This is a genomic window from Georgenia sp. Z1344, from assembly GCF_049856295.1.
GTDB lineage: Bacteria > Actinomycetota > Actinomycetes > Actinomycetales > Actinomycetaceae > JB111.
On the sequence record NZ_JBNDMZ010000005.1, the window covers coordinates 175,123 to 196,844 of the forward strand.

General features: G+C 72.9%; 21 protein-coding genes. 4 read left to right on the top strand and 17 right to left on the bottom strand.

Annotated features, from left to right (window positions below; genetic code table 11):
• Positions 1–65: 65 nt before the first annotated feature.
• The gene (locus ACPYO6_RS07120; RefSeq protein WP_425714239.1) at positions 66–959 is read right to left on the bottom strand and encodes a heme o synthase; all 894 of its coding nucleotides are present in this window, start codon (positions 957–959) and stop codon (positions 66–68) included.
• Positions 960–1,342: 383 nt separating this feature from the next.
• On the opposite strand from ACPYO6_RS07120, the gene tkt reads away from it, so the two are divergent.
• Positions 1,343–3,442 carry a transketolase gene (gene tkt, locus ACPYO6_RS07125; RefSeq protein WP_425714159.1) on the top strand — a complete coding sequence of 700 codons (2,100 nt, stop codon included), beginning with the start codon at positions 1,343–1,345 and terminating at the stop codon, positions 3,440–3,442.
• An 82-nt stretch (positions 3,443–3,524) separates the two neighbouring features.
• Positions 3,525–4,643 carry a transaldolase gene (gene tal / locus ACPYO6_RS07130; RefSeq protein WP_425714160.1) on the top strand — a complete coding sequence of 373 codons (1,119 nt, stop codon included), beginning with the start codon at positions 3,525–3,527 and terminating at the stop codon, positions 4,641–4,643.
• 190 nt (positions 4,644–4,833) lie between these two features.
• On the opposite strand, the gene ACPYO6_RS07135 is transcribed toward tal, so the two are convergent.
• From ACPYO6_RS07135 to ACPYO6_RS07180, 10 genes are all read right to left on the bottom strand, one after another.
• Positions 4,834–5,184: an RNA polymerase-binding protein RbpA gene (locus ACPYO6_RS07135; protein WP_425714161.1), complete on the bottom strand. Its 351-nt coding sequence runs from the start codon at positions 5,182–5,184 to the stop codon at positions 4,834–4,836.
• Between the two features lies 1 nt (position 5,185).
• Positions 5,186–5,431: a preprotein translocase subunit SecG gene (gene secG, locus ACPYO6_RS07140; protein ID WP_425714162.1), complete on the bottom strand. Its 246-nt coding sequence runs from the start codon at positions 5,429–5,431 to the stop codon at positions 5,186–5,188.
• 266 nt (positions 5,432–5,697) lie between these two features.
• Positions 5,698–6,489, bottom strand: a complete 792-nt coding sequence (tpiA, locus tag ACPYO6_RS07145; protein WP_425714163.1) for a triose-phosphate isomerase — start codon at positions 6,487–6,489, stop codon at positions 5,698–5,700.
• Entirely contained in the window at positions 6,486–7,682 is a 1,197-nt protein-coding gene (locus tag ACPYO6_RS07150) for a phosphoglycerate kinase (RefSeq protein ID WP_425714164.1), read from the bottom strand. Before ACPYO6_RS07150 ends, tpiA begins: the two co-directional genes overlap by 4 nt.
• Positions 7,683–7,796: 114 nt before the next feature.
• The gene (gene gap, locus ACPYO6_RS07155; protein WP_425714165.1) at positions 7,797–8,804 is read right to left on the bottom strand and encodes a type I glyceraldehyde-3-phosphate dehydrogenase; all 1,008 of its coding nucleotides are present in this window, start codon (positions 8,802–8,804) and stop codon (positions 7,797–7,799) included.
• Positions 8,805–9,092: 288 nt separating this feature from the next.
• Positions 9,093–10,073: a DNA-binding protein WhiA gene (gene whiA, locus ACPYO6_RS07160; RefSeq protein ID WP_425714166.1), complete on the bottom strand. Its 981-nt coding sequence runs from the start codon at positions 10,071–10,073 to the stop codon at positions 9,093–9,095.
• Positions 10,074–10,084: 11 nt separating this feature from the next.
• Complete coding sequence (locus tag ACPYO6_RS07165; RefSeq protein ID WP_425714167.1) at positions 10,085–11,128, bottom strand: gluconeogenesis factor YvcK family protein; 1,044 nt, start codon at positions 11,126–11,128, stop codon at positions 10,085–10,087.
• Positions 11,128–12,069, bottom strand: a complete 942-nt coding sequence (rapZ, locus tag ACPYO6_RS07170; protein WP_425714168.1) for an RNase adapter RapZ — start codon at positions 12,067–12,069, stop codon at positions 11,128–11,130. The genes ACPYO6_RS07165 and rapZ overlap by 1 nt, the downstream gene beginning before the upstream one ends.
• A gap of 19 nt (positions 12,070–12,088) precedes the next feature.
• On the bottom strand, positions 12,089–14,266 hold the full coding sequence (gene uvrC / locus ACPYO6_RS07175; protein WP_425714169.1) for an excinuclease ABC subunit UvrC: 2,178 nt from the start codon (positions 14,264–14,266) through the stop codon (positions 12,089–12,091).
• A 51-nt stretch (positions 14,267–14,317) separates the two neighbouring features.
• Positions 14,318–14,803: an OsmC family protein gene (locus ACPYO6_RS07180; protein ID WP_425714170.1), complete on the bottom strand. Its 486-nt coding sequence runs from the start codon at positions 14,801–14,803 to the stop codon at positions 14,318–14,320.
• A gap of 126 nt (positions 14,804–14,929) precedes the next feature.
• Here ACPYO6_RS07180 and ACPYO6_RS07185 point away from each other — a divergent pair, with 126 nt between their 5' ends.
• Positions 14,930–15,487 (top strand): T6SS immunity protein Tdi1 domain-containing protein, encoded by a 558-nt coding sequence (locus ACPYO6_RS07185; RefSeq protein WP_425714171.1) that lies wholly within the window; start codon positions 14,930–14,932, stop codon positions 15,485–15,487.
• Positions 15,488–15,496: 9 nt separating this feature from the next.
• Here the strand turns inward: ACPYO6_RS07185 and ACPYO6_RS07190 are convergent, their stop codons facing one another.
• The 3 genes from ACPYO6_RS07190 to ACPYO6_RS07200 are packed head-to-tail and all read right to left on the bottom strand — an operon-like array spanning position 15,497 to position 17,529.
• Positions 15,497–16,030, bottom strand: coding sequence for a hypothetical protein (locus tag ACPYO6_RS07190; RefSeq protein ID WP_425714172.1), 534 nt, complete (start codon positions 16,028–16,030; stop codon positions 15,497–15,499).
• Between the two features lie 58 nt (positions 16,031–16,088).
• On the bottom strand, positions 16,089–16,466 hold the full coding sequence (locus ACPYO6_RS07195; protein WP_425714173.1) for a hypothetical protein: 378 nt from the start codon (positions 16,464–16,466) through the stop codon (positions 16,089–16,091).
• A 58-nt stretch (positions 16,467–16,524) separates the two neighbouring features.
• Positions 16,525–17,529: a polymorphic toxin type 15 domain-containing protein gene (locus ACPYO6_RS07200; RefSeq protein WP_425714174.1), complete on the bottom strand. Its 1,005-nt coding sequence runs from the start codon at positions 17,527–17,529 to the stop codon at positions 16,525–16,527.
• Between the two features lie 334 nt (positions 17,530–17,863).
• Here ACPYO6_RS07200 and ACPYO6_RS07205 point away from each other — a divergent pair, with 334 nt between their 5' ends.
• Positions 17,864–19,528: a hypothetical protein gene (locus ACPYO6_RS07205; protein WP_425714175.1), complete on the top strand. Its 1,665-nt coding sequence runs from the start codon at positions 17,864–17,866 to the stop codon at positions 19,526–19,528.
• Positions 19,529–19,921: 393 nt separating this feature from the next.
• Here ACPYO6_RS07205 and ACPYO6_RS07210 read toward each other — a convergent pair whose 3' ends face one another.
• Genes ACPYO6_RS07210 through ACPYO6_RS07220 form a run of 3 tightly spaced genes read right to left on the bottom strand, consistent with a single transcriptional unit; the run spans position 19,922 to position 21,668 of the window.
• Positions 19,922–20,245 carry a type VII secretion target gene (locus tag ACPYO6_RS07210; RefSeq protein WP_425714176.1) on the bottom strand — a complete coding sequence of 108 codons (324 nt, stop codon included), beginning with the start codon at positions 20,243–20,245 and terminating at the stop codon, positions 19,922–19,924.
• Positions 20,242–20,715 (bottom strand): hypothetical protein, encoded by a 474-nt coding sequence (locus ACPYO6_RS07215; RefSeq protein ID WP_425714177.1) that lies wholly within the window; start codon positions 20,713–20,715, stop codon positions 20,242–20,244. Before ACPYO6_RS07215 ends, ACPYO6_RS07210 begins: the two co-directional genes overlap by 4 nt.
• Positions 20,712–21,668: an immunity protein Imm33 domain-containing protein gene (locus tag ACPYO6_RS07220; protein ID WP_425714178.1), complete on the bottom strand. Its 957-nt coding sequence runs from the start codon at positions 21,666–21,668 to the stop codon at positions 20,712–20,714. The genes ACPYO6_RS07215 and ACPYO6_RS07220 overlap by 4 nt, the downstream gene beginning before the upstream one ends.
• Positions 21,669–21,722: the final 54 nt, after the last annotated feature.

Sequence of the window (21,722 nt, forward strand, 5' to 3'; positions counted from 1 at the left end):
CGGCGGGAGCGCCGGGACCACGACCGGCCGGACCGGACCGGCGGCCCGGGACCGACCCGCGGTCGTCACGGGACGAACGGGTCGATCGCGACGGCGAGGAAGAGCACCGACAGGTAGGTGATCGAGCCGTGGAAGACGGTCATGGCCTGCTTCCGCCCCCGGCGCGGGTCGCCCGCCAGCCGGACGAGCTGCGCGCACTGGAGCAGGAACCAGCCGCCCGAGAGCACGGCGGCGACGGCGTAGAACCAGCCGGTCGACGCGACCGGGATCAGCGCGAGCGAGGTGGCCACGGTGAGTACCGCGTAGACAAGTCCGTGCGTGGCGACGGTCGGGGCGCCCTTGACGGCGCCGAGCATCGGCACCCCGGCGCGCTGGTAGTCCTTGGTGAACTTCATCGACAGCGGCCAGTAGTGCGGCGGCGTCCAGAAGAAGACGATGAGGAAGAGGACGAGCGCCGGCCAGTCGAGGGAGCCGGTGACGACCGACCAGCCGATGACGACCGGCATGCAGCCGGCCACCCCGCCCCACACGATGTTCTGGCTCGTACGGCGCTTGAGGATCATCGTGTAGAAGACGACGTAGAGCAGGATCGCCGCCAGCGTGAGCGCCGACGCGACGAGGTTGGCCAGCAGCGCGAACCACGCGACCGAGACCACGCCGAGGACGGACGCAAAGACCAGCGCGTCGCGCGGGCGGATCTCGCCGGTGACGAGCGGGCGCTCACGGGTCCTGTTCATCACCGCGTCGATGTCCCTGTCGAGGACCATGTTGAACGCGTTGGCGGAGCCCGCGGCGATCGCCCCGCCCACGAGCGCGACGATGACCTTCCACCACCCGGGCCAACCGTCGGCGGCGAGGACCATCGTGGGCAGCGTGGTGACGAGCAGCAGCTCGATGATCCGGGGCTTCGTCAGCGCGACGTAGGCGGCGAGCCGCGACCGGCGTCGGCCCGGGTGCAGCGGTCCGGGGTGCGACGCGGCGCCGTGGGCGCCCGCGGCTCCGGCCCGGCCGGCGGCGGTGCGGTCGGCGGCTCCGGTGGCCCGCGCGTCGTCGGGACGTGCGTCCGCTCCCTCGGGACGCTCGACCGCGCCGTCCGCCGCGGTCGCGGCCTCCGGGCTGCTCACCAGGTCGCGCTCGTGCACGCGCACCGCCTCTCTGCCTGTCCCGCTCCCCCCAGGAGCGCAGAGGATCGGCGCGTGGAGGACGGGTCCGGCCAGTCTACCGGTCGCACTCCCCCGGCCCCGGCGGCACCCGGGAGGCACGTGCCACTCCCCGGGCAGCGCACTAGGCTGGACGGAGATCCGCCGCGCCCATGTGCGCACCCCGACGAACTGGAGGACACGTGAACGACCACGCACCGGTGCTCGACGAGCTCGACCGCAAGGCGGTGGACACCGCCCGGCTGCTCGCCCTCGACGCCGTCCAGAAGACGGGCAACGGTCACCCCGGGACCGCGATGTCCCTCGCCCCGCTCGCCTACCTCCTCTACCAGAAGGTCATGCGGCACGACCCGAAGGACAGCCGCTGGATCGGCCGCGACCGGTTCGTGCTCTCCGCCGGTCACTCCTCGCTCACCCAGTACGTCCAGCTCTACCTCGGCGGGTGGGGCCTCGAGCTCGAGGACATCCAGTCGCTGCGCACGTGGGGCTCGAAGACCCCCGGGCACCCGGAGTACCACCACACCGACGGCGTCGAGGTGACCACGGGCCCGCTCGGTCAGGGCCTGGCGAACGCCGTGGGCATGGCGATGGCGAGCCGTCGTGAGCGCGGCCTGTTCGACCCGGACGCCGCCGCCGGCACCTCGCCGTTCGACCACCACGTCTACGTCATCGCCTCCGACGGCGACATGCAGGAGGGCGTGACCTCCGAGGCGAGCTCGCTCGCCGGCACGCAGAAGCTCGGCAACCTCGTCGTGTTCTGGGACGACAACGAGATCTCGATCGAGGACGACACGTCGATCGCGTTCTCCGAGGACACCGTCGCCCGCTACGAGGCCTACGGCTGGCACGTCCAGGTCGTCGACTTCACCAAGGGCGGCACGGGGTACGAGGAGGACGTCGACGCCCTGAACGCCGCGATCGAGGCGGCGAAGGCGGAGACCGAGCGCCCGTCGTTCATCGCGCTCAAGACCGTCATCGGCTGGCCGGCGCCGACCCTCCAGGGCACGGGCACCGCGCACGGCGCCGCGCTCGGCCAGGAGGAGGTCGCGGGCACCAAGAAGGTCCTCGGCTTCGACCCCGAGGAGCACTTCGCGGTGGCCGACGAGGTCATCGAGCGCACGCGCACGCAGGCCGCCGAGCGAGCGTCCGCGGCGCGCGCCACGTGGGAGAAGAGCTACGACGCGTGGCGGACCGCAGCCCCCGAGCGCGCCGCCCTGCTCGACCGCCTCGTGGCCAAGGAGCTCCCCGAGGGGTGGACCGACGCCCTGCCCGAGTTCGAGGCCGGCAAGGCCGTCTCGACCCGCAAGGCGTCGGGCCAGGTCCTCACCGCGCTCGCGCCCGTCCTGCCCGAGCTGTGGGGCGGCTCGGCCGACCTCGCGGGCTCGAACAACACGACGATGGAGGGCGAGCCGTCGTTCCTGCCCGCGGAGCGCGCGTCGAAGAAGTTCCCCGGCGACAAGTACGGCCGCACGCTGCACTTCGGCATCCGCGAGCACGCGATGGGGTCGATCCTCAACGGCATCTCCGCCTCGAGCGTCACCCGTCCCTACGGCGGCACGTTCCTCGTGTTCTCCGACTACATGCGTGCCGCGGTGCGCGTCGCCTCGATCATGGGCACGCCGTCGATCTACGTGTGGACGCACGACTCCGTCGGCGTCGGCGAGGACGGCCCGACCCACCAGCCGATCGAGCACCTGACGGCCCTGCGCGCGATCCCCGACCTGGACGTCGTCCGACCGGCCGACGCCGCCGAGACCGCCGCCGCGTGGCGGGGCATCCTCGAGCGGACCGACCGCCCGGTCGGCCTCGTCCTGTCCCGCCAGAACCTGCCCAACCCGGAGCGCGGCGGCGACACCGGCCTCACGTCCGCCGAGGGCGTGCTCCGCGGTGGCTACGTGCTCGCCGACAGCCCCACGGGCTCCGTCGACGTCCTGCTCGTCGCCACGGGCTCCGAGGTGCAGCTGGCCCTCGCCGCGCGCGAGACGCTGCAGGCCGAGGGCGTCGGGGCGCGCGTCGTGTCGATGCCGAGCGTCGAGTGGTTCGCCGACCAGGACGAGGCGTACCGCGAGGATGTGCTGCCCGCCGGCGTCCGCGCCCGCGTGAGCGTCGAGGCGGGCCTCGCCATGCCGTGGCGCGGCATCGTCGGCGACGCCGGCAGGTCCGTGTCGATCGAGGGCTACGGCGCCTCGGCGGCCGGCGACGTCGTCATGGAGAAGCTCGGTATAACGGCGGACGCCGTCGTGGCCGCCGCGAAGGAGTCGATCGAGGCCGCCTCGGCCTGACCACGCAGTGCACCCTGACGACGGGCCGTGGCCGGTACGCATCGGCCGCGGCCCGTCGTCGTCCCACCCACCGGAGGACGAGATGACCGACGCAACCACCCCCCTGGCCCAGCTCTCCGCCCACGGCGTGTCCGTGTGGCTCGACGACCTGTCCCGCGAGCGGCTGACGAACGGCTCGCTGGAGGCGCTCATCGACACCGACCACGTGGTCGGTGTGACGACGAACCCGACGATCTTCGCCGGTGCCCTGTCGAAGGGGTCCGCCTACGACGCCCAGGTGGCCGAGCTCGCCGCCGCGGACACCGACCTCGAGAAGGCCGTCACGACGATCACGACCGACGACGTGCGGGCCGCGTGCGACGTGATGGCCCCGGTGTTCGAGGCCTCCGCCGGCCAGGACGGTCGTGTGTCGATCGAGGTCGACCCGCGCCTGGCCCGCGACACCGCCGGCACGATCGCCCAGGCGCGCGAGCTGTGGCGGATCGTCGACCGCCCGAACGCCATGATCAAGATCCCCGCCACCGAGCAGGGTCTGCCGGCCATCGCCGACGCGATCGCCGACGGCATCAGCGTCAACGTCACGCTCATCTTCTCCCTCGACCGCTACCGCGCCGTCGCCGCCGCCTACCTCGACGGCCTCGAGTGCGCGCAGGAGAAGGGGATCGACCTGTCGACCATCCGCTCCGTCGCGTCGTTCTTCGTCTCGCGCGTGGACGGCGAGATCGACAAGCGGCTCGACGCCCTCGGCACCTCCGAGGCCACGGCGCTGCGGGGGCGCACCGCGATCGCCAACGCCCGGCTCGCCTACGCCGCGTTCGAGGAGATCTTCGACGCGCCCCGCTTCACGGAGCTCGCCGCCGCCGGGGCCCACCGTCAGCGTCCGCTGTGGGCCTCGACCGGCGTGAAGGACGAGGCGTACCGCGACACGATGTACGTCGAGGAGCTCGTCGCGGACGACACCGTCAACACGATGCCGGAGAAGACGCTCCGCGCGACAGCGGACCACGGGGAGGTCACCGGCGACACGGTCAGCGGCCGCGCCGAGGAGTCCCAGCGGGTCCTCGAGGAGCTCGCGGCGGTCGGGATCGACATCGACGAGGTCACCGACAAGCTCGAGCAGGAGGGCGTGCACAAGTTCGAGGTCTCCTGGGACGAGCTGCTGCAGACGGTGCGCTCGGCGCTGGACGCGGCGAAGGCGTGACCTCCACGGCGTGACCTCCACGGCGTGACGTCCGCGGGTGCGGGCCCGCTGGTCGGAGCGGCGCGCCCGTCCCGACGACGACGGCCCGGTGGCGGAGCTCAGGCTCCGGCCACCGGGCCGTCGTCGTTCGTCGTGCGGGAAGCTGTGGGAGGGCGGCGCGGGCGCAGCCGGCGACCGCCGGTCGGTCGGGTCAGGCCGTGCCGCGGCGGGCGCGCAGGGCGCTGAGCGCCTCGTCGAGGAGGGCCGCGCCGTCGTCGTCCGACCGGCGCTCCTTCACGTACGCGAGGTGGGTCTTGTAGGGCTCGTTGCGCGGGGCGTCCGGCGGGTTCTCCCGGTCCTGGCCGGCGGGCAGGCCGCAGCGGGGGCAGTCCCAGGTCTCGGGGGGCACGACCTCGGCGTCGACCGCGAAGCTCGGGCTCGCCTCGTGGCCCTGCGCGCACCAGTACGTGACCTTGACGCGGGGGGCGAGCTCGCCGCGCTCCATCTCCCCCATCGGGCCCGCTCCTACGCGCGAGCCCCGGATCGCGTTCCCCCCGGCCATGTCAGTCTCCGAACTTCATGATGAGGCCGAGCATGACCACGCACAGGCCCCACGCCACGGACACGCCCACGGTCAGCCGGTTGAGGTTGCGCTCGGCGACCCCGGAGGAGCCGACGGACGAGGTGAGCCCGCCGCCGAACATGTCCGACAGGCCGCCGCCGCGTCCCTTGTGCATGAGCACGAAGAGGACGAGCACGATGCTCAGCAGGACGAGCAGCACGCTCAGGACGACCTTGAGCCAGATCACGGACACAACTCCTCGGGAACGACGCGGGACGCCAGGAGGCGCCCCGACGATGATAAGCGATGCTGCGGGGGCCCGGACGCGGCCCGCGAGGCGGCGCGGCGCACGGGGCGTCCTCGCCCGGACGCTCCCGTCGGACCCCGGGCCCCGGACCCCGGAAGCCGGACGGCGGTCGGGCGAACGCCCGTACGTCCACGCACGACGACGGCGGGGGACGCGATCGATCCGACCGCCTCCCCCGCCGTGCGGGTCGTGCCTGGTGGCTCGGGTCAGCCGCCCACGTGCTGCTGGTAGCGCACGATCGCGGCGAACTCCTCGGCCTTGAGGCTGGCGCCCCCGACGAGCGCGCCGTCGACGTCCTCGCCCGCCATGATGGCGGCGATGTTCGCCGACTTCACCGAGCCGCCGTAGAGGACGCGGACCGAGTCCGCGAGCTCGGCGGTGTAGAGCTCGGCGAGGCGGGCGCGCACGGCGGCGCATACCTCCTGCGCGTCCTCGGGCGTGGCCACCTCGCCGGTGCCGATCGCCCAGACGGGCTCGTACGCCACGACGACCGTGGCGGCCTGGTCGGCGTCCAGCGCCTCGAACACGCCGGTGACCTGGGCGGTCACGTGCTCGACGTGCTGCCCGGCCTGGCGGACGTCGAGGCCCTCGCCGACGCAGATGATGGGAGTGATCCCCGCACCGAGCGCGGCGGCAGCCTTGCGGCCCACCAGCGCGTCGTCCTCGGCGTGGTACTCGCGACGCTCGGAGTGTCCGACGACGACGTGGGTGACGCCGAGCTTGGCGAGCATCGCCGCCGAGATCTCGCCGGTGTAGGCGCCCGAGGCGTGCTCGGAGACGTCCTGCGCGCCGTAGCGGATCTCCAGCTTGTCGCCGTCGACCAGGGTCTGCACGGACCGCAGGTCCGTGTACGGCGGGACGACGACGACCTCGACCTGCTCGTGGTCGTGCTTGGCGTCGGCCAGGGTCCACGCGAGCTTCTGCACGAGGTGCGTGGCCTCGTGGTGGTCGAGGTTCATCTTCCAGTTGCCCGCCATCAGCGGGGTGCGGGTGGTCACGCGTTGTCCTCCAGGACGCTGAGACCGGGGAGCACCTTGCCCTCGAGGAGCTCGAGGGAGGCACCGCCGCCGGTGGAGATGTGGGAGAAGGTCGACTCGTCGAAGCCGAGGAGCCGGACGGCGGCGGCGGAGTCGCCGCCGCCGACGATGGTGTAGCCGTCCGCGTCGGACAGCGCCTGGGCGACCGCCTTCGTGCCGGCGGCGAACGGGGCCATCTCGAAGACGCCCATGGGGCCGTTCCACACGACCGTGCGCGCGCCGGCGATCGCCTCCGCGTACGCCGCGGACGTCTCCGGGCCGATGTCGAGACCCATCTGGTCGGCGGGGATCGCATCGGCGGCGACCGTCGTGGCCGGTGCCTCGGCGTCGAACGCCGGCGCGACGACGACGTCGGAGGGCAGGAGGATCTGCACGCCGCGCTCGGCGGCCTGGTCGAGGTAGCCGCGGACCGTGTCGAGCTGGTCCTCCTCGAGGAGCGAGGTGCCGACCTCGTGGCCCTGGGCCCCCAGGAACGTGAACGCCATGCCGCCACCGACGAGCAGCGTGTCGGCCTTGCCGATGAGGTTGGCGATGACGCCGAGCTTGTCGGAGACCTTCGAGCCGCCGAGGGCCACCGCGTAGGGGCGCTCCGGGTCGGTGGTCGCGCGGGACAGCGCCTCGACCTCGGCGAGCACGAGCTCCCCGGCGGCCGCGGGCAGGACCTGGGCGATGTCGTAGACCGAGGCCTGCTTGCGGTGGACCACGCCGAAGCCGTCGGAGACGAACGCGTCGGCGAACCGCGCGAGGTCGGCGGCCATGGCCTGACGCTCGGCGTCGTCCTTCGAGCTCTCGCGCGGGTCGAAGCGGACGTTCTCGAGCAGGAGGACCTGGCCGTCGGCCAGGGCCTCGACGGCGGCGGCCGCGCCGTCGCCCACGACGTCGGGGGCGAGGGTGACCTCGCGCCCGAGCAGCTCACCGAGGCGGGCGGCGACCGGGGCCAGGCTGAACTCCGGCCGCACCTCACCCTTGGGGCGGCCGAGGTGCGCCATGACCACGACCTTCGCGCCGGCGTCGGCCAGACGCGTGAGGGTGGGCAGGGCGGCGCGGATGCGCCCGTCGTCGGTGATCGTGGTGCCGTCCAGCGGGACGTTGAAGTCCGAGCGGACGAGCACGCGGCGACCGGCGAGGTCACCGAGGGACTCGATGGTCTTCATGCGGTACTCCTTCTGCGTCGAGAGGGTCTCAGGGCCGGCCGGACAGGCCGCGACGCCCGCCCACGGCGCAGTGCGCTGTGTGCGGGCGTCGCGGTCGGCCGGTACGGGGCTGCGTCAGAGACGGTCGCCGATGTACTTCGCGAGGGTGACGAGCGAGGACGAGTAGCCGAACTCGTTGTCGTACCAGGAGACGACCTTGACCTGGTTGTCGATGACCTTGGTGAGGCCGGCGTCGAAGATCGACGTGTGGGAGTTGCCCACGATGTCCGAGGAGACGATCTCGTCCTCGGTGTACTGGAGGATGCCCTTGAGCTCCTCGCTCTCCGCGGCCTTCTTCATGGCGGCGTTGACGGACTCGACCGTGACGGGCTTGGTCGCCGTGAACGTGAGGTCCGTGGCGGAGCCGGTCGGGGTCGGCACGCGGAGCGCGTAGCCGTCGAGCTTGCCCTTGAGCTGCGGGAGCACGAGGGAGACGGCCTTCGCGGCACCGGTCGAGGTCGGGATGATCGACAGGGCGGCGGCGCGGGCGCGGCGCAGGTCCTTGTGCGGCCCGTCCTGGAGGTTCTGGTCCGCGGTGTACGCGTGGATGGTCGTCATGAGGCCGCGCTCGATGCCGAACTCGGCGTCGAGAACCTTGGCCATCGGCGCGAGGCAGTTCGTCGTGCACGAGGCGTTGGAGACGATGTGGTGGGCGGCCGGGTCGTAGTCGGTGTGGTTGACACCGACGACGAAGGTGGCGTCCTCGTTCTTGCCGGGCGCGGAGATGATGACCTTCTTGGCGCCGGCCTCGATGTGGGCCTTCGCCTTGGTCGCGTCGGTGAAGCGGCCGGTCGACTCGATGACGATGTCGGCGCCGAGCTCGCCCCAGGGGAGCTTGGTCGGGTCGGCCTCGGCGGAGGCGCGGAACGTCGTGTCGCCGACCGTGATCGAGTCGTCGTCGTAGGTGACCGTCTCGTCGAGGACGCCGAAGATCGAGTCGTACTTCAGCAGGTGGGCCAGGGTCTTGTTGTCGGTGAGGTCGTTGATGCCGACGATCTGGACGTCCGCGCCGGACCGCAGCAGGGCGCGCGTGAAGTTCCGTCCGATGCGGCCGAAGCCGTTGATGCCAACCTTGATGGTCACTGTGGTTCTCTCCTCCTCGGTGCACCGGTCCGGCGCACGCATGTCGGTCAGGCCGTCGGGAGGCGGGCACCTCGGCCCGTGGGCCGTCGCCGTCCTCCCTCACGAACGATCCTAGTGCGTCGCGGGGACCTGCACGGGGGACGATCGTCCGTCGTCCGCCGGCGGTGAACGTGCCTGCACGGATGGTCGCCGCCGGGCACCGGTGGTGGGAGGAGTGGCGGACGTCGACCACTCCCCCGACGGGGCCGGGCGGCGTCACCGGTGCGGTCGGGAGCGGGTGCGGACCGGTCAGTCGTCGTCGTCGTCGGGCGGGAGGACCGCCTGCGTGCTCGGCACGCCGAGCTCCTCCGCGCGGCGGTCGGCCATCGCGAGGAGGCGACGGATGCGGCCGGCCACGGCGTCCTTCGTCATCGGCGGGTCGGACATGGCGCCGAGCTCCTCGAGGGAGGCCTGCCGGTTCGCCATCCGCAGCCGGCCGGCCTCGAGGAGGTGGTCGGGCACGTCGTCCCCGAGGATCGCGAAGGCGCGCTCGACCCGGGCGCCGGCCGCGACCGCGGCACGGGCCGACCGGCGCAGGTTCGCGTCGTCGAAGTTCGCCAGGCGGTTCGCCGTGCCGCGCACCTCGCGCCGGGTGCGGCGCTCCTCCCACGTGAGGACGGCGTCGTGGGCACCCATGCGGGTGAGCAGCGCGGAGATGCCGTCGCCGTCACGGACGACGACCCGGTCGACGCCGCGGACCTCCCGGTTCTTCCCGGCCACGCCGAGCCTGCGGGCGCAACCCACGAGGGCGAGGGCGGCCTCGGGACCGGGGCAGGTGATCTCGAGCGACGAGGAGCGGCCCGGCTCCGTCAGCGAGCCGTGGACGAGGAACGCCCCGCGCCAGGCGGCGGTCGCCTCGGCGACGCCCGCGCCGACGACGGCGGTCGGCAGCCCGCGGACGGGCCGGCCGCGGTTGTCGAGGAGCCCGGTCTGGCGGGCGAGGGCCTCGCCGTCCTTGACGACCCGGACGATGTACCGGGTGGTGCGCCGCAGGCCGCCGGGTGAGACCACGAGGATGTCGCCGTGCAGGCCGAACAGCTCGTCGATCCCGGTGCGCAGGCGGCGGGCGACGATCGCGGTGTCGAGCTCGGCCTCGAGGACGATGCGTCCGCTGACGATGTGGAGCCCGCCGGCGAAGCGGAGGATCGTCGAGAGCTCGGCGCGCTTGGCCGAGGCCTTGGGGACGTCGACGCGGGCGAGCTCGTCCTTGACGGCCGCGGTGAGAGACATGACGCCCATCTTCACATCCCCGCCGCATCCGCGCGTCCGGTCGCGTCGACGTCTCCCTCGATGCGCTCCATCGCGTCGCGCAGGGCTGCGGCCAGCCGCAACGGGTCGTGGACGGCCACCTCGCCGGTCGCGCGCACCTGCCTGAGCAGCGTCCGCGCACCGATGGCGGCGGCGGCCCGCTCGAGCTCGTCGAGGTCGTCGACGGCGAGCGGGTCGGCGACGACGACGTCGAGCCGGAGGTCCGGTGCGTGGTCGTGGAGCGAGCGCAGGTGGTCGGAGACGGTCATGCCCTCGGACTCGGAGTCGTCGTTCGAGAGGTTGAGGATGAGCGCCCGGTGGGCGGTCGTCGTGCACAGGGCGTCGACGAGCTCGGGCACGAGCAGGTGGGGCACCACCGAGGTGTACCAGGACCCGGGACCGAGGATCACCCAGTCCGCCTCCCGCACCGCCGCGACGCCCTCCGGCCGAGCGGGCGGGTCGGCGGGCAGCAGCCGCACGGACCGCACCCGGCCGTCGACCTTGGCCACCCGGGACTGGCCGCGCACCACGCGCACCTCCCCCGTCCCCGGGACGACGACGTCGGCCTCGATGTCGAGCGGGACCGCGGACATGGGAACCACGCGGCCCCGCACGCCCAGCAGGCTCGCCACCCACTCGAGGCCCTGCACCTCGTCGCCGAGGATCCGCCACAGGGCGACGATGAGGATGTTGCCCACGCTGTGGTTGTCGAGCGGGCCCTCGGAGTGCAGGCGGTGCTGGAGGACGTCGCGCCAGGTCTGGCCCCACTCGCCGTCGTCGCACAGGGCCGAGAGCGCCATCCGCAGGTCGCCGGGGGGCAGCACGCCGAGCTCGCTCCGCAGGCGGCCCGAGGAGCCGCCGTCGTCGGCGACCGTGACGATCGCCGTGATCGCGGACGTGAGGTGCCGGACCGCGGACAGGGTGGCCGATAGCCCGTGACCGCCGCCGAGGGCGACGACCCTGGCCCCGCGGGCGCCGGTGCCGAGCGCGTCGGGCACGCCCGAGTAGCCGGGGTTGCCCGGCGACGGGACCGCCATCACTCGCGCCCCACGTCGCGGTGCAGGGTGCGGACGATCTGGCCGCGCTCGCGGAAGAGCTGCGCCATCCGCTCGGTGATGGCGACCGAGCGGTGCTTGCCGCCCGTGCAGCCGACGCCGATGGTGACGAACGGCTTGAGCTCGTCGAGGTACCGGTCGAGCACGGGCGCGATGGTGTCGACGTAGCTCTCGACGAACTGCCCGGCGTCGGGCTGCGAGAGGACGTACTCGGAGACCTTCTCGTCCTGGCCCGTGAGGTGGCGCAGCTCCGAGACCCAGTACGGGTTGGTGAGGAACCGGACGTCGACCACGTGGTCGGCGTCGAGGGGGAGCCCGTACTTGAACCCGAAGGACATGATCGACAGCCGCACCTGGCGGTCGACGCTCTGGCCCGCCTCCTCGCGCACCCGGCGCGCGAGGTCGTGCACGGACAGGTCCGTGGTCTCGATGATGACGTCGGCCCGGCTGCGCAGGTCCCGCAGCAGGGAGCGCTCCGCGGTGATCCCGTCGAGCAGCCGGCCGTCCCCCTGGAGCGGGTGCGGGCGCCGGACGGACTCGTACCGGCGCACGAGCTCGGCGTCGTCCGCGTCGAGGAACATGATCCGGTAGTCGGTGCCGCGCTCGCGCATCTCGGCGAGCACGGCGACGAGCTCGGAGAAGAACGCGCCCGAGCGCACGTCGACGACCGCGGCCAGCCGGCGCACCCCGGCGCCCGGCGTGAGCAGCCCGGCGAGCGCGCCGAGCAGCCGCGGCGGCAGGTTGTCGACGACGTACCACGACAGGTCCTCGAGGGCGGCCGCCGCGCGGGAGCGGCCGGCGCCCGACATGCCCGTGATGATGAGCAGCTCGGCGGGCTCCACCTCGGGGAGCTGCGAGGACTCGTCGAGCTCCGGGATGCCGTCGGGGACCGTCGGCGGGCGGGGGTCGGCACCGTCAGTCATGCGCACAGTGTGCCAGTGATCACGCACCGTCGGACCGCTCGCCCGTGCCTTCCGCGAGCTCCTCGGGCGGAACCGGCTCGTCCTTCGCGACCGGTGCGGTCGGTTCCGGGGCGAGGGCCTCGAGCACCGCCCGGGCGGTCGCCGGCCCGATCCCGCGGACCTCGGCGACCTCCTCGACTGTCGCCGCACGCAGGCGCTTGACCGAGCCGAACGCCTTGAGCAGCGCCTTCTGGCGGGTCGGGCCGAGCCCGGGGACGTCGTCGAGGACCGACCGGGTCTGCCGCTTCGACCGCCGGGATCGGTGGTGCGTGATGGCGAACCGGTGGGACTCGTCGCGCAGGTGCTGGAGCAGGTACAGGGCGGGCGAGGTCCGCGGCAGGATGACCGGGAATGGCTCGCCCGGCAGCCACACCTCCTCGAGGCGCTTTGCGAGCCCGACCACGGGGACGTCGTCGACGCCGAGATCGGTCATCGCCCGGTGCGCGGCGTTGACCTGGGGCTCGCCCCCGTCGACGACGACGAGCTGAGGCGGGTAGGCGAAGCGGCGCGCACGGCCGGTGGTGGGATCGACCGGACCGACGTCGAGAGGGATGCCGTCGTCGTCGAGCTCGACCGGGCCCGAGCCGCCGGCGGCCGCCTGCGCGACGGCGTCCACGGCGGTGCTCGCCGCCTCCCGCTGCTCCCGCTCGGCGAGGTAGCGGGCGAACCGGCGGCGCAGGACCTCGTCCATCGCGGCGGTGTCGTCCCGCGCGCCGCTGCCGTCCTCGCCGCGGACGACGAAGTGGCGGTAGTCGGCCTTCTTCGGCATCCCGTCCTCGAAGACGACCATCGAGCCGACCTGCTCGGTGCCCTGGGTGTGGGAGATGTCGTAGCACTCGATGCGCAGCGGGGTGGACCCGAGGTCGAGCGCCTCGGTCAGCTCGGCGAGCGCGAGAGAGCGGGTGGTGAGGTCGCCGGCCCGGCGGCTCTTGTGCAGCGTGAGCGCCTGCTCGGCGTTGGTCGTCACCGTGGCGAGCAGGGTGGCCTTGTCACCGCGCTGCGGGACCCGGACGCGCACGCGGGCGCCGCGCCGCTCGGCCAGCCAGTCGGAGATCTGGTCCGCGTCCGCCGGTTCGACCGGGACGAGCACCTCGGTGGGGACGGCGGTGGTGGGTGTGTGCTCGACGTCGTCGGGGCTCGTGGCTCCCCCGTCCGCGGGGCGCCGCCGCGCGGTGCCGACCGATGCCGGGTCGTGCGGTGCCCGCCCGCCCGGCGCGGCGGGCCCGTCCCCGTACACCTGACCGAGCAGCTGGGTGAGCAGCCCGGCGTCGTCGATGTCCTCGACCCGGTCGACGACCCAGCCGCGCTGGCCGCGGATGCGTCCGCCGCGCACGTGGAAGACCTGGACGGCGGCCTGCAGCTCGTCGCTCGCCAGGCCGAAGACGTCGGCGTCGGTCCCGTCCGGCAGCACCACCGCGTTCTGCTCGACCACCCGGCGCAGCGCGGCGACGTCGTCCCGCAGGCGGGCGGCGCGCTCGAAGTCGTGCTCGGCGGCGGCGTCCTTCATGTCCCGCTCGAGCTGGCGCAGGTAGGGGCCCGTGCGCCCGGCGAGGAACTCGCACATCTCCTCGGCGATCTCGCGGTGCTCGTCGGGGGTGACGCGGCCGACGCACGGGGCGGAGCACTTGTCGATGTAGCCGAGGAGGCACGGGCGGCCCGAGGACGCGGCCTGCCGGTAGACGCCCGGCGAGCACGTGCGCACGGGGAAGACGCGGAGCAGCTGGTCGAGGGTGTCCCGGATCGCCCAGGCGTGCGTGTAGGGACCGAAGTAGCGGGTGCCCTTCCGCTTCGTCCCGCGCAGCACCTGCGCCCGGGGGACCTCCTCCCCCATCGTCACCGCGAGGTAGGGGTAGGACTTGTCGTCGCGGTACTTGACGTTGAACCGCGGGTCGAACTCCTTGATCCACGCGTACTCGAGCGTGAGGGCCTCGACCTCGGTGCCCACCACCGTCCACTCGACCCGGGACGCCGTCGTCACCATCTGGCGGGTGCGCGGGTGGAGGACGGCGAGGTCCTGGAAGTAGTTCGTCAGGCGCTGACGGAGCGACTTCGCCTTGCCGACGTAGATGACGCGGTGGTCGTCGTCGAGGAAGCGGTAGACGCCCGGGTCGGTGGGGATGTCCCGCGTGGCCGGGCGGTAGACGGACGGGTCGGCCATGGGCCGAGCCTACGTCCGGCCGCCGACGTCCTCGGTCCGTGGTCGGCGTCCTCAGGCGCTGGGCGGTGTCGCCCGCACCTCGACCGGCTCGACCCGGACCGGGACGCCGAGCGAGCGCGCGAGGTGGTTGTGGTCCCGGGCGGCGGCGTGCAGGCGCGCGGCGGTCTCCTCGCCGACGTGCCCCGCGTAGGTGACCTTCGGCCGCAGGACGATCTCGGTGAACGGGCCGGAGCCGCCGCCCTCGATCCGCTGGGTCGCCGTGGCCTGGTCGACGTACCCGGTGACGACCACCCCGTCCTTGGCCGCCGTGCGCAGGAACCACAGCATCTGGGCCTGCGAGACGGCGCCGACGAACAGCTCCTCGGCCTTGTAGCGCGAGACGTCGGAGCGGACGCGCAGGTCGGAGCTCGCCAGCAGTGTCGGCTTGCCGTCGACCCGCACCTCGTGGTCGCGCGAGTAGGAGGTGTACCCGGCGGTGCCGTTCTCGTCGGCACCCGTCCAGTCCACGGTGACGTCGAAGGTCTGCAGTGCTCCCATGCGGGGAGCCTAGTCGGACGTGGCGCCGGTCATGAGGAGGCCCGACCGGCGACCGCGCCGCAGCGCACGATGTGGAAGAGTTCTCGAGGGGCTCGCGGTGGGGCCGACGACGAGGGAGACCTGAGGATGACGACGTTCGAGCAGTTCGACGCCGCGGCGCCGATCGCGCCCGGGACCATCGACCGGTGGCGCGACCGGGCGCCGGCCGGACTCGTCGAGGTGTGGGAGCGGCAAGGCAGCGGGCTCGTCGGCGACGGGTACCTGCGCGTGATCGACCCCGACCGCGCGGCGCAGATGCTCGACGGCGTGCTCGGTATGCCGCCGGCCGCCGTGCCGGTCCTGACGACCGCCCTCGCCGACCTCGTCCTCTACATCGCGCCCGTCTTCCACGTCGCGCGCTTCCGACGCGGCACGATCGACCAGCTCGCGTTCGCGACCGACCAGTTCTACGCGGACCTGACGAACGAGGAGTTCCTCGACGGCGTGCTCGAGCGGCAGCCCTACCCGGCCGCGGCCGAGCGCCTGGGCGTCCCCGGCATCGACGAGTGCCTGTTCTACGCGCCGCTGCTGACGATCGGCGGCTCCGAGGTCGAGGGCAACCTCCACCGCGGCGGACTGTGGGAGAACCTCTCGCTCACCGTGCAGATGTCGGGCCTCCCGCAGCCGCGCAACGCGCGGAACTGACCACAGCCGTCACCGGGCCGCGGCGTACTCCTCGAGGCGGCGGGCGAACCCGGCCCGGTGCACCTTCGCTCGCGCGTAGTCCAGCAGCGTCTGGTCCGACGACGTGGCGGGTTCGTCGAGGACGAGTCCGTCGAGGGCCAGGACCGCGTCGAGCACCGGCTCGAGCTCGACGTCCGATGCACTGCTCCGCACCAGCCGAGCGACCGGACGCCAGCCCGAGGAGTCGCGCAGATTGATGTCGGCGCCGGCGGCGACAAGCCTCGGGACGAGTGCGGCCACGGGCGTTCCGTCCACCGGCGGCCGGTCGAACAGCGCGTGCAGGACGTTTCGTCCTTCCGGCACGGTCGTCGCCGACGCGTCCGCACCGGCGTCCAAGAGCGCCGAGATCATCGCGCGTCCGGCCGAGCTCTTCGAGCTACTTGCAGCCGCCACGATCGCGGGCAGACCGGTCGCCGAGACCGTGTCGACCGGCTCGACCTTCAGGCGCTCGTAGAACTCCTCGACCATCCCGTACTTGGCGGTCAGTGCCAGATCTCGAACCACGTCCCCACCTCTCGACCGATCCGGCCGCTGACGGCCGGTTCCGGCGGTCAGCTCCGGTCTAACGACCAGTGACCGATGTGAACCCCGAGGTGACGAACGGCCGGAGGAGCACCTCGCGGTGCTCGGGGGCCAGGTCGTCACCACGGGCGATGGCGACCGCCGCGGTCTCGACACGGTCGTGCAGCTGGCGTCGCCGGCGCCCGGTGAGGTGCTCGTCCGTCAGCCCGACCTCGGAGATGGCGGCGAGGGCGGCGCTGCTCACAGCCCCACGAACAGCGGCGGGCAGGCCGCCGACGATCGCCTTGACCGCCGCGGGGCGCTCCTGGACGGTGGTGTCGCCGGCCATGAGCCCGACCCAGGTCTCGCTGGGCGTCGCCACGACCTCGTCGAGGAACGCCTGGACGTCGTCGTGGTGCTGTCCGTACTTCGGCGTCATGCCGCTCCTTCACCGTCGAGAGATTCACCGTGTGCGGCCGCCCGGCGGCAGACCGCGCTCACGGTACGTCGACCGTGTGGTTGACGGTGAAGTTCGGGTTGATGCGGACGTCGCCCAGCAGCTCGTCAGGGATCCCGCTCCGCTCGATGATGGCGTCCATCTGCGCACGAAGGTCGGACGCGAGGCCGTCCTGGCCGCCCCACTGGGAGCCGAACGAGGAGTTCACGCCCGCGTCGCCCATCCCGGTGAAGTTGTTCGGGTTGCCGCCGGCCACCTGGTCGGGTCCGTGGAGCACCGCCTGGTCGGACATCTCGTCCTCAGCCTGGGCGCGCGCCTGCTCGGGGCTCAGCCCCTGCTCCTCGAGTGCATCGGCACGCTGCTGAATCTGCTGGTCGCGGTACTGAGCCTGGTCGGCCTCTCCGGTCCGACCTCTCTCGCTGTACCCGGCCGTGTGCTCCTCCCAGTCGTTGGCGCTCTGCTGCGCGAGGCTCTGCTGCTGGAGCTCGGCCTGGCGATCGAACTCCGCGCCACTGTGGTCCGTGTTCGAGTGGGTGAACTCGATGTCGACCTGCTCGTTGAAGCGCAGCACGCCGTTGTCGTTGATGATCGATCCGTCGTCGATGAAAGGCTGCAGCTCGGGCGGCACGACATCGGGATCCTGCAGGCGGCCGCTGTCGGTCAGTCCGGACGGTGACTCGACATCCGGATCCACCGTCCCGACGTATCCGTCGTCGTTCGGCCTCGCGTCGTGGTGGGGGTGGCGCGGGTCCGCGGTGTCGTCGCCCCAGCGCTCGCTCGAGGGCGCGCGCGGTTCGTCGACGTCGGGTGCCGAACTGTCGGGAGTGTCCGGACGCGGCGCGCCGCCGGGGTTCTCGAGCACCCACGACTCGTTGTCCGGGTCCCACTTCATGTGGGTATTGCGTCGTCCGTCCGGACCGTCCGGCCGCAGCGGATCGCCGTTGCGGTGGTCGACCGGCTGTCCGTCCGAGTTGCGGGGCGCGTTGTCGAGCGCGTCCGCCACGTCCTGATCGGTGTAGCGACCGGGCGCCTCGCTCTGCGGCACGGTATTCCGCGGCGACGAGTCCGGGTCCCACTGGTTGTCCGGACCGTCCGTGTCGGTATCGGGACGACCGTTCGGGGTCTCGGCGTCGGGCGAGTCCGGGTCCGGGCTCGACCCGGGCGCGTCGGGGTCCGGGGCCTCGCTCTCCGGCCGCGGTGTCGGCGAGTCCCCCTCGGGGGAGTCGCCGTCCGGGCGCGGCGTCGGAGCGTCGGCATCCGGCGCCTCGGAATCGGGACGACCACCCGGGGTCTCGGGCGACTCCCCGTCCGGGCGCGGCGTCGGGGCATCGGCCGATGGCGTGTCCGGACGACCACCTGGAGTGTTGGACGAACCGGGAGTGTTCGAGGAACCCGGCGCGTTCGACGACGGCGAGCCCGGGGACGACGGAGCGTTGGGTGCCGCCGAGGCCGGCGGACGAGACGTACCGGGAGTGTTCGACGAGCTCGGGGTGTTCGACGAGCTCGGGGTGGTGGACGAACCGGGACTGCTGGGTGCTGCGGAGGAGCCCGGCGTCCCGGCACGGGGAGCCGCTGATCCACCGGAGCCGGAGCCAGATCCCGAGCTGCCCGACTGCCCGGAACCGCCGCCCGAGCTGCCAGAGGGGTTGTTGGAGACGACCGGCCCGTCCGCCTGCGGTGCCGGACGAGGCGTCGGGGCGGGCGCCGATGAGCCCGGTGCGTCCGGGGCCGCCGCTGTCGGGGTCGGTCGCGCGTCCGGCAGTGTCGGCGCGGTCGAGTCGACGCTGGGGGTGGCCGGCCTGGGCGGCGGAGTGCTCGAGCCCGTTCCGCCCGACGACGACGGAGCGGAGTCCGAGGATCCCGACGGCGCCTGGCTCGGGCCGGCTGTGTTCGCGGCGGGCGTGCTCTGGCCGGGTCCGTCGGCTCCAGGCGTGGCTGCCGCGGGCTCGGGCGACGTTCTCGGGGCCGGCTGGGACGGGGACGGCGAGCTGCTCGAGCCCGGTCCGTCCGCGTTCGATGCCGGGGCGTTCGGCGCGGCATCGGCGTCCGGCGCGCTGGTGGAGGGCGAGTTCGACCCCGGAGCGTTGGACCCGGGCGAGTTCGAGCCCGGCGAGTTCGCCCCCGGAGCGTTCGAGCCCGGAGCGTTGGACCCGGGCGAGTTCGAGCCCGGCGAGTTCGCCCCCGGAGCGTTCGAGCCCGGAGCGTTCGAGCCCGGGCTGTTCGGCCCCGGCGTGCTGTCCCCGGGCGAGTTCGACCCCGGCGAGTTCGAACCGGGCGTGTTCGAGCCCGGCGAGTTGGAGCCGGGGGCGTTCGAGCCCGGGCTGTTCGACCCCGGCGTGCTGTCCCCGGGCGAGTTCGACCCCGGCGAGTTCGAACCAGGGGTGTTCGAGCCGGGCGAGCTCGACCCCGGATTGTTCGACCCGGGCGAGTTGGAGCCAGGACCGTTCGACCCGGGCGAGCTGTCCCCGGGCGAGTTCGAGCCCGGGGTGTTCGACCCGGGCGAGCTGTCGCCGGGAGTGTTCGAGCCCGGCGTATTCGACCCCGGCGTATTCGACCCGGGCGAGTTCGACCCGGGCGAGTTCGCCCCCGGCATGTTGTTCGACGCCGGCACGGGGTCGGACGGCCCCCCGGGCGGACGCGGCATTCCCGGCGTCACCTCGGGCCAGCCGGGCCTGGCCGGGATGACCGCGCTCGGGTTGGTGAGGATGCGAGGAAGGCGGGCCATGATCTCGTCGAGCTTGTTGAGCAGGCCGCGCAGTGCGGTGACGGAGTCGATGACTCCGTCGATCTTGGCCGTCAGCCGCGCCGCGGCACTCGAGACCTTCGCGATGAGCCCCCGGATCGCCTCGGGGATGAGCGGCGGGACGAGTGCCTTGAGCCCCGCACTGACGATGGCGCCCACGATCTCGGCGATCGCGTCCCGCACGATGTCGTGCACGGCCTGGACGATCATCGCTGCGCCCTGGAGCGCCATCGCGGCGGAGCCCGCCCCCTCGGCGCACGAGCCGAGGGCGTCGATGTTGCGCTGCTGCACGCCCCGGTAGGTCGTGATGGCGCCCGCCGACATCCAGCCCATCTGGTTGTCGAGGTGCCCCTGGAGCGCGGTCTGCGACTCGGTGAGCTGGGTCTGGACGTTCGTCCAGGTGTTCGCGAACGCGGTCACCGCGTCGGCGTCGCCGGTGAGGTCGTCGAGCCAGCCCTTGAGAGGCTGGAAGTGCTCGAGCAACCAGCCGACACCCATCGAGATGATGGCGCCGAACGGGTCGACGAACGCGGTGAAGTCGAGGACGGCGGTGAGGCCGGAAACGGACGCGGCCACCCAGTCCTCGTTCTGCATGCCTGTGACCACGCCCTCGAGGCCCTCGAGCATGAAGGTGCCCTGGAGCGCGGTGGACGAGTCCTCGACGGGTGCGACGAGTGGGTTGGGTGCAGACACGTCAGACCTCCACGGTGGTGTCGACGCCCTCGAACTCGACCGACGCGTCGTCGTCCGTGGTGTCGAACGCGGTGGCCATGTCCCGCAGCGGGATCACGGTGCCGTCGATCTCGTCGGCGACCGACTGGATGGCCTGGGAGACCGACGTGGTCAGCGGGCTGATGATCGGCGGCAGGAACGGGGTGCACATGAGCCCGAAGGCGCCGTCGAAGAGGTTGACGCTCCCGGCCGCGTCGGCCGCCATCTGCACGCCCGAGTGGTCGGCGTCCACGCTCGAGGCGTGGCTCCGGATGTCGTCGCTGTTGATGTCGATGGTGTCGTTCATCGCAGCACTCCCCCGTCCCGGCGGCGGTTCGTGCCGTCGCCGTCGTCGCTGTCGTCGTCGTCGTCCTCGTCGAGCCGCGGGCGGTAGAGGGCGTCGAGCGACGCCGATGTCTCCGAGTCCACGCCGCCGACGTCCTCGGCCAGCTCGCGCACGAGCCGGGCGAGCTCGACCCGAGCCGCGTCGTTCGCCTCGAGGACGTCCTGCCGGATCTGCACGAGGGTCGCGTCGCTCACCTTGTCCGTCAGCGCGAGGTCCACCATCGCGCCGTGCACGTCGAGCGTGACCTCGGCACCGCCGTCCTTGCTCACGCCGACGGCCCGCAGGTCCTCGACCCGGCGGCCGAACTCCTCGTACGCCTCGGACTTCGCCTGGACCTGGCGGACCTGGTCCTCGATCCGCTGCTTCTGCTCGTCCCGCTGCCGGGCGACGTCGGGCGAGACGAAGGCGGATCCGTAGGGCAGCTGGCTCATCGGGTCTCCTCGGGCTGGAACGGGTAGGCGGGCGTCGGGCGCTGTGTCTCGGGGTCGAGGACCTGTCGGCCGTCCGGGCCGCGGCGGACGAGCAGCCGGGTGCCCACGGGCATCCCCCAGGCTCCCAGCACGTAGGGGTCGACCCCGGCGACCTCGTCGACCGGGACGGCGACGACGTGGCCGGTGTCCTCGCGGTAGCGGGGCACGTCCTCCTCGGACCAGAACCGCCAGCCGGAGTCGCCGTCCCACGCCGGCTCCTCGCGGATCATCCACTCGATCGGCGCCGCGCCCTCGACCACGTGGTGGGTGGCGAGGCAGGACTGGGTGATGCCGGAATCCACCGGAGGGCCGGCGACCTCTCCCGCCTCGGCCCGCAGCTCGTCCTGGCGCTCGGCGTGCGCCGCGCGGTACTCCTGCATGCGGCGCAGGAGGACCGGACGGGTGCCGAGGCGCCGCACGAGCTGGACCGGGTCGACACCGAAGGCGTTCGGCGTGGTGAGGTCGACCGAGTCACCGGCGAACCACAGGTCGTACAGGCCGCCGAGGCCGTCCTCGGGAAGGCGCAGGAGAGCGAGCAGGTGCGAGGGAGTCCGGCCGTCGTAGGTCCGCGCGTTCGGGTCGGCACCGGCCTCGAGGAGCCGACGCACCATGGCCGTGAGCGTCGCTGGGTCGGCCCAGAGGCGGGAGAGAGCAAGGTGCAGGGGGCCGAAGCCCTTGCCGTTCGACACCGGGCGGGCGCCCTGGTCCAGCAGGAAGCCCGCGATCCGGACGCGCGCGCCCTCGTCGGTGTGGCCGAGCGCCGCGAGCAGGAGCGGCTGCCCGAGGCGGGTGACGTCCTGCTCGCCGTCGTCGTAGTGCTCGAGGAGCTCGTCGATGGTGCCGCACTCGGCCGCCTCGAACAGCGCGAGGCGCCGCTCCGTCCGGGCGCGTGCCGTCGAGGCGTCCTCGCTCATGCTGTCCACCATCTCCTCGCTCGGCGTGCCCGGGTCCGCGACGACGGTAACGAT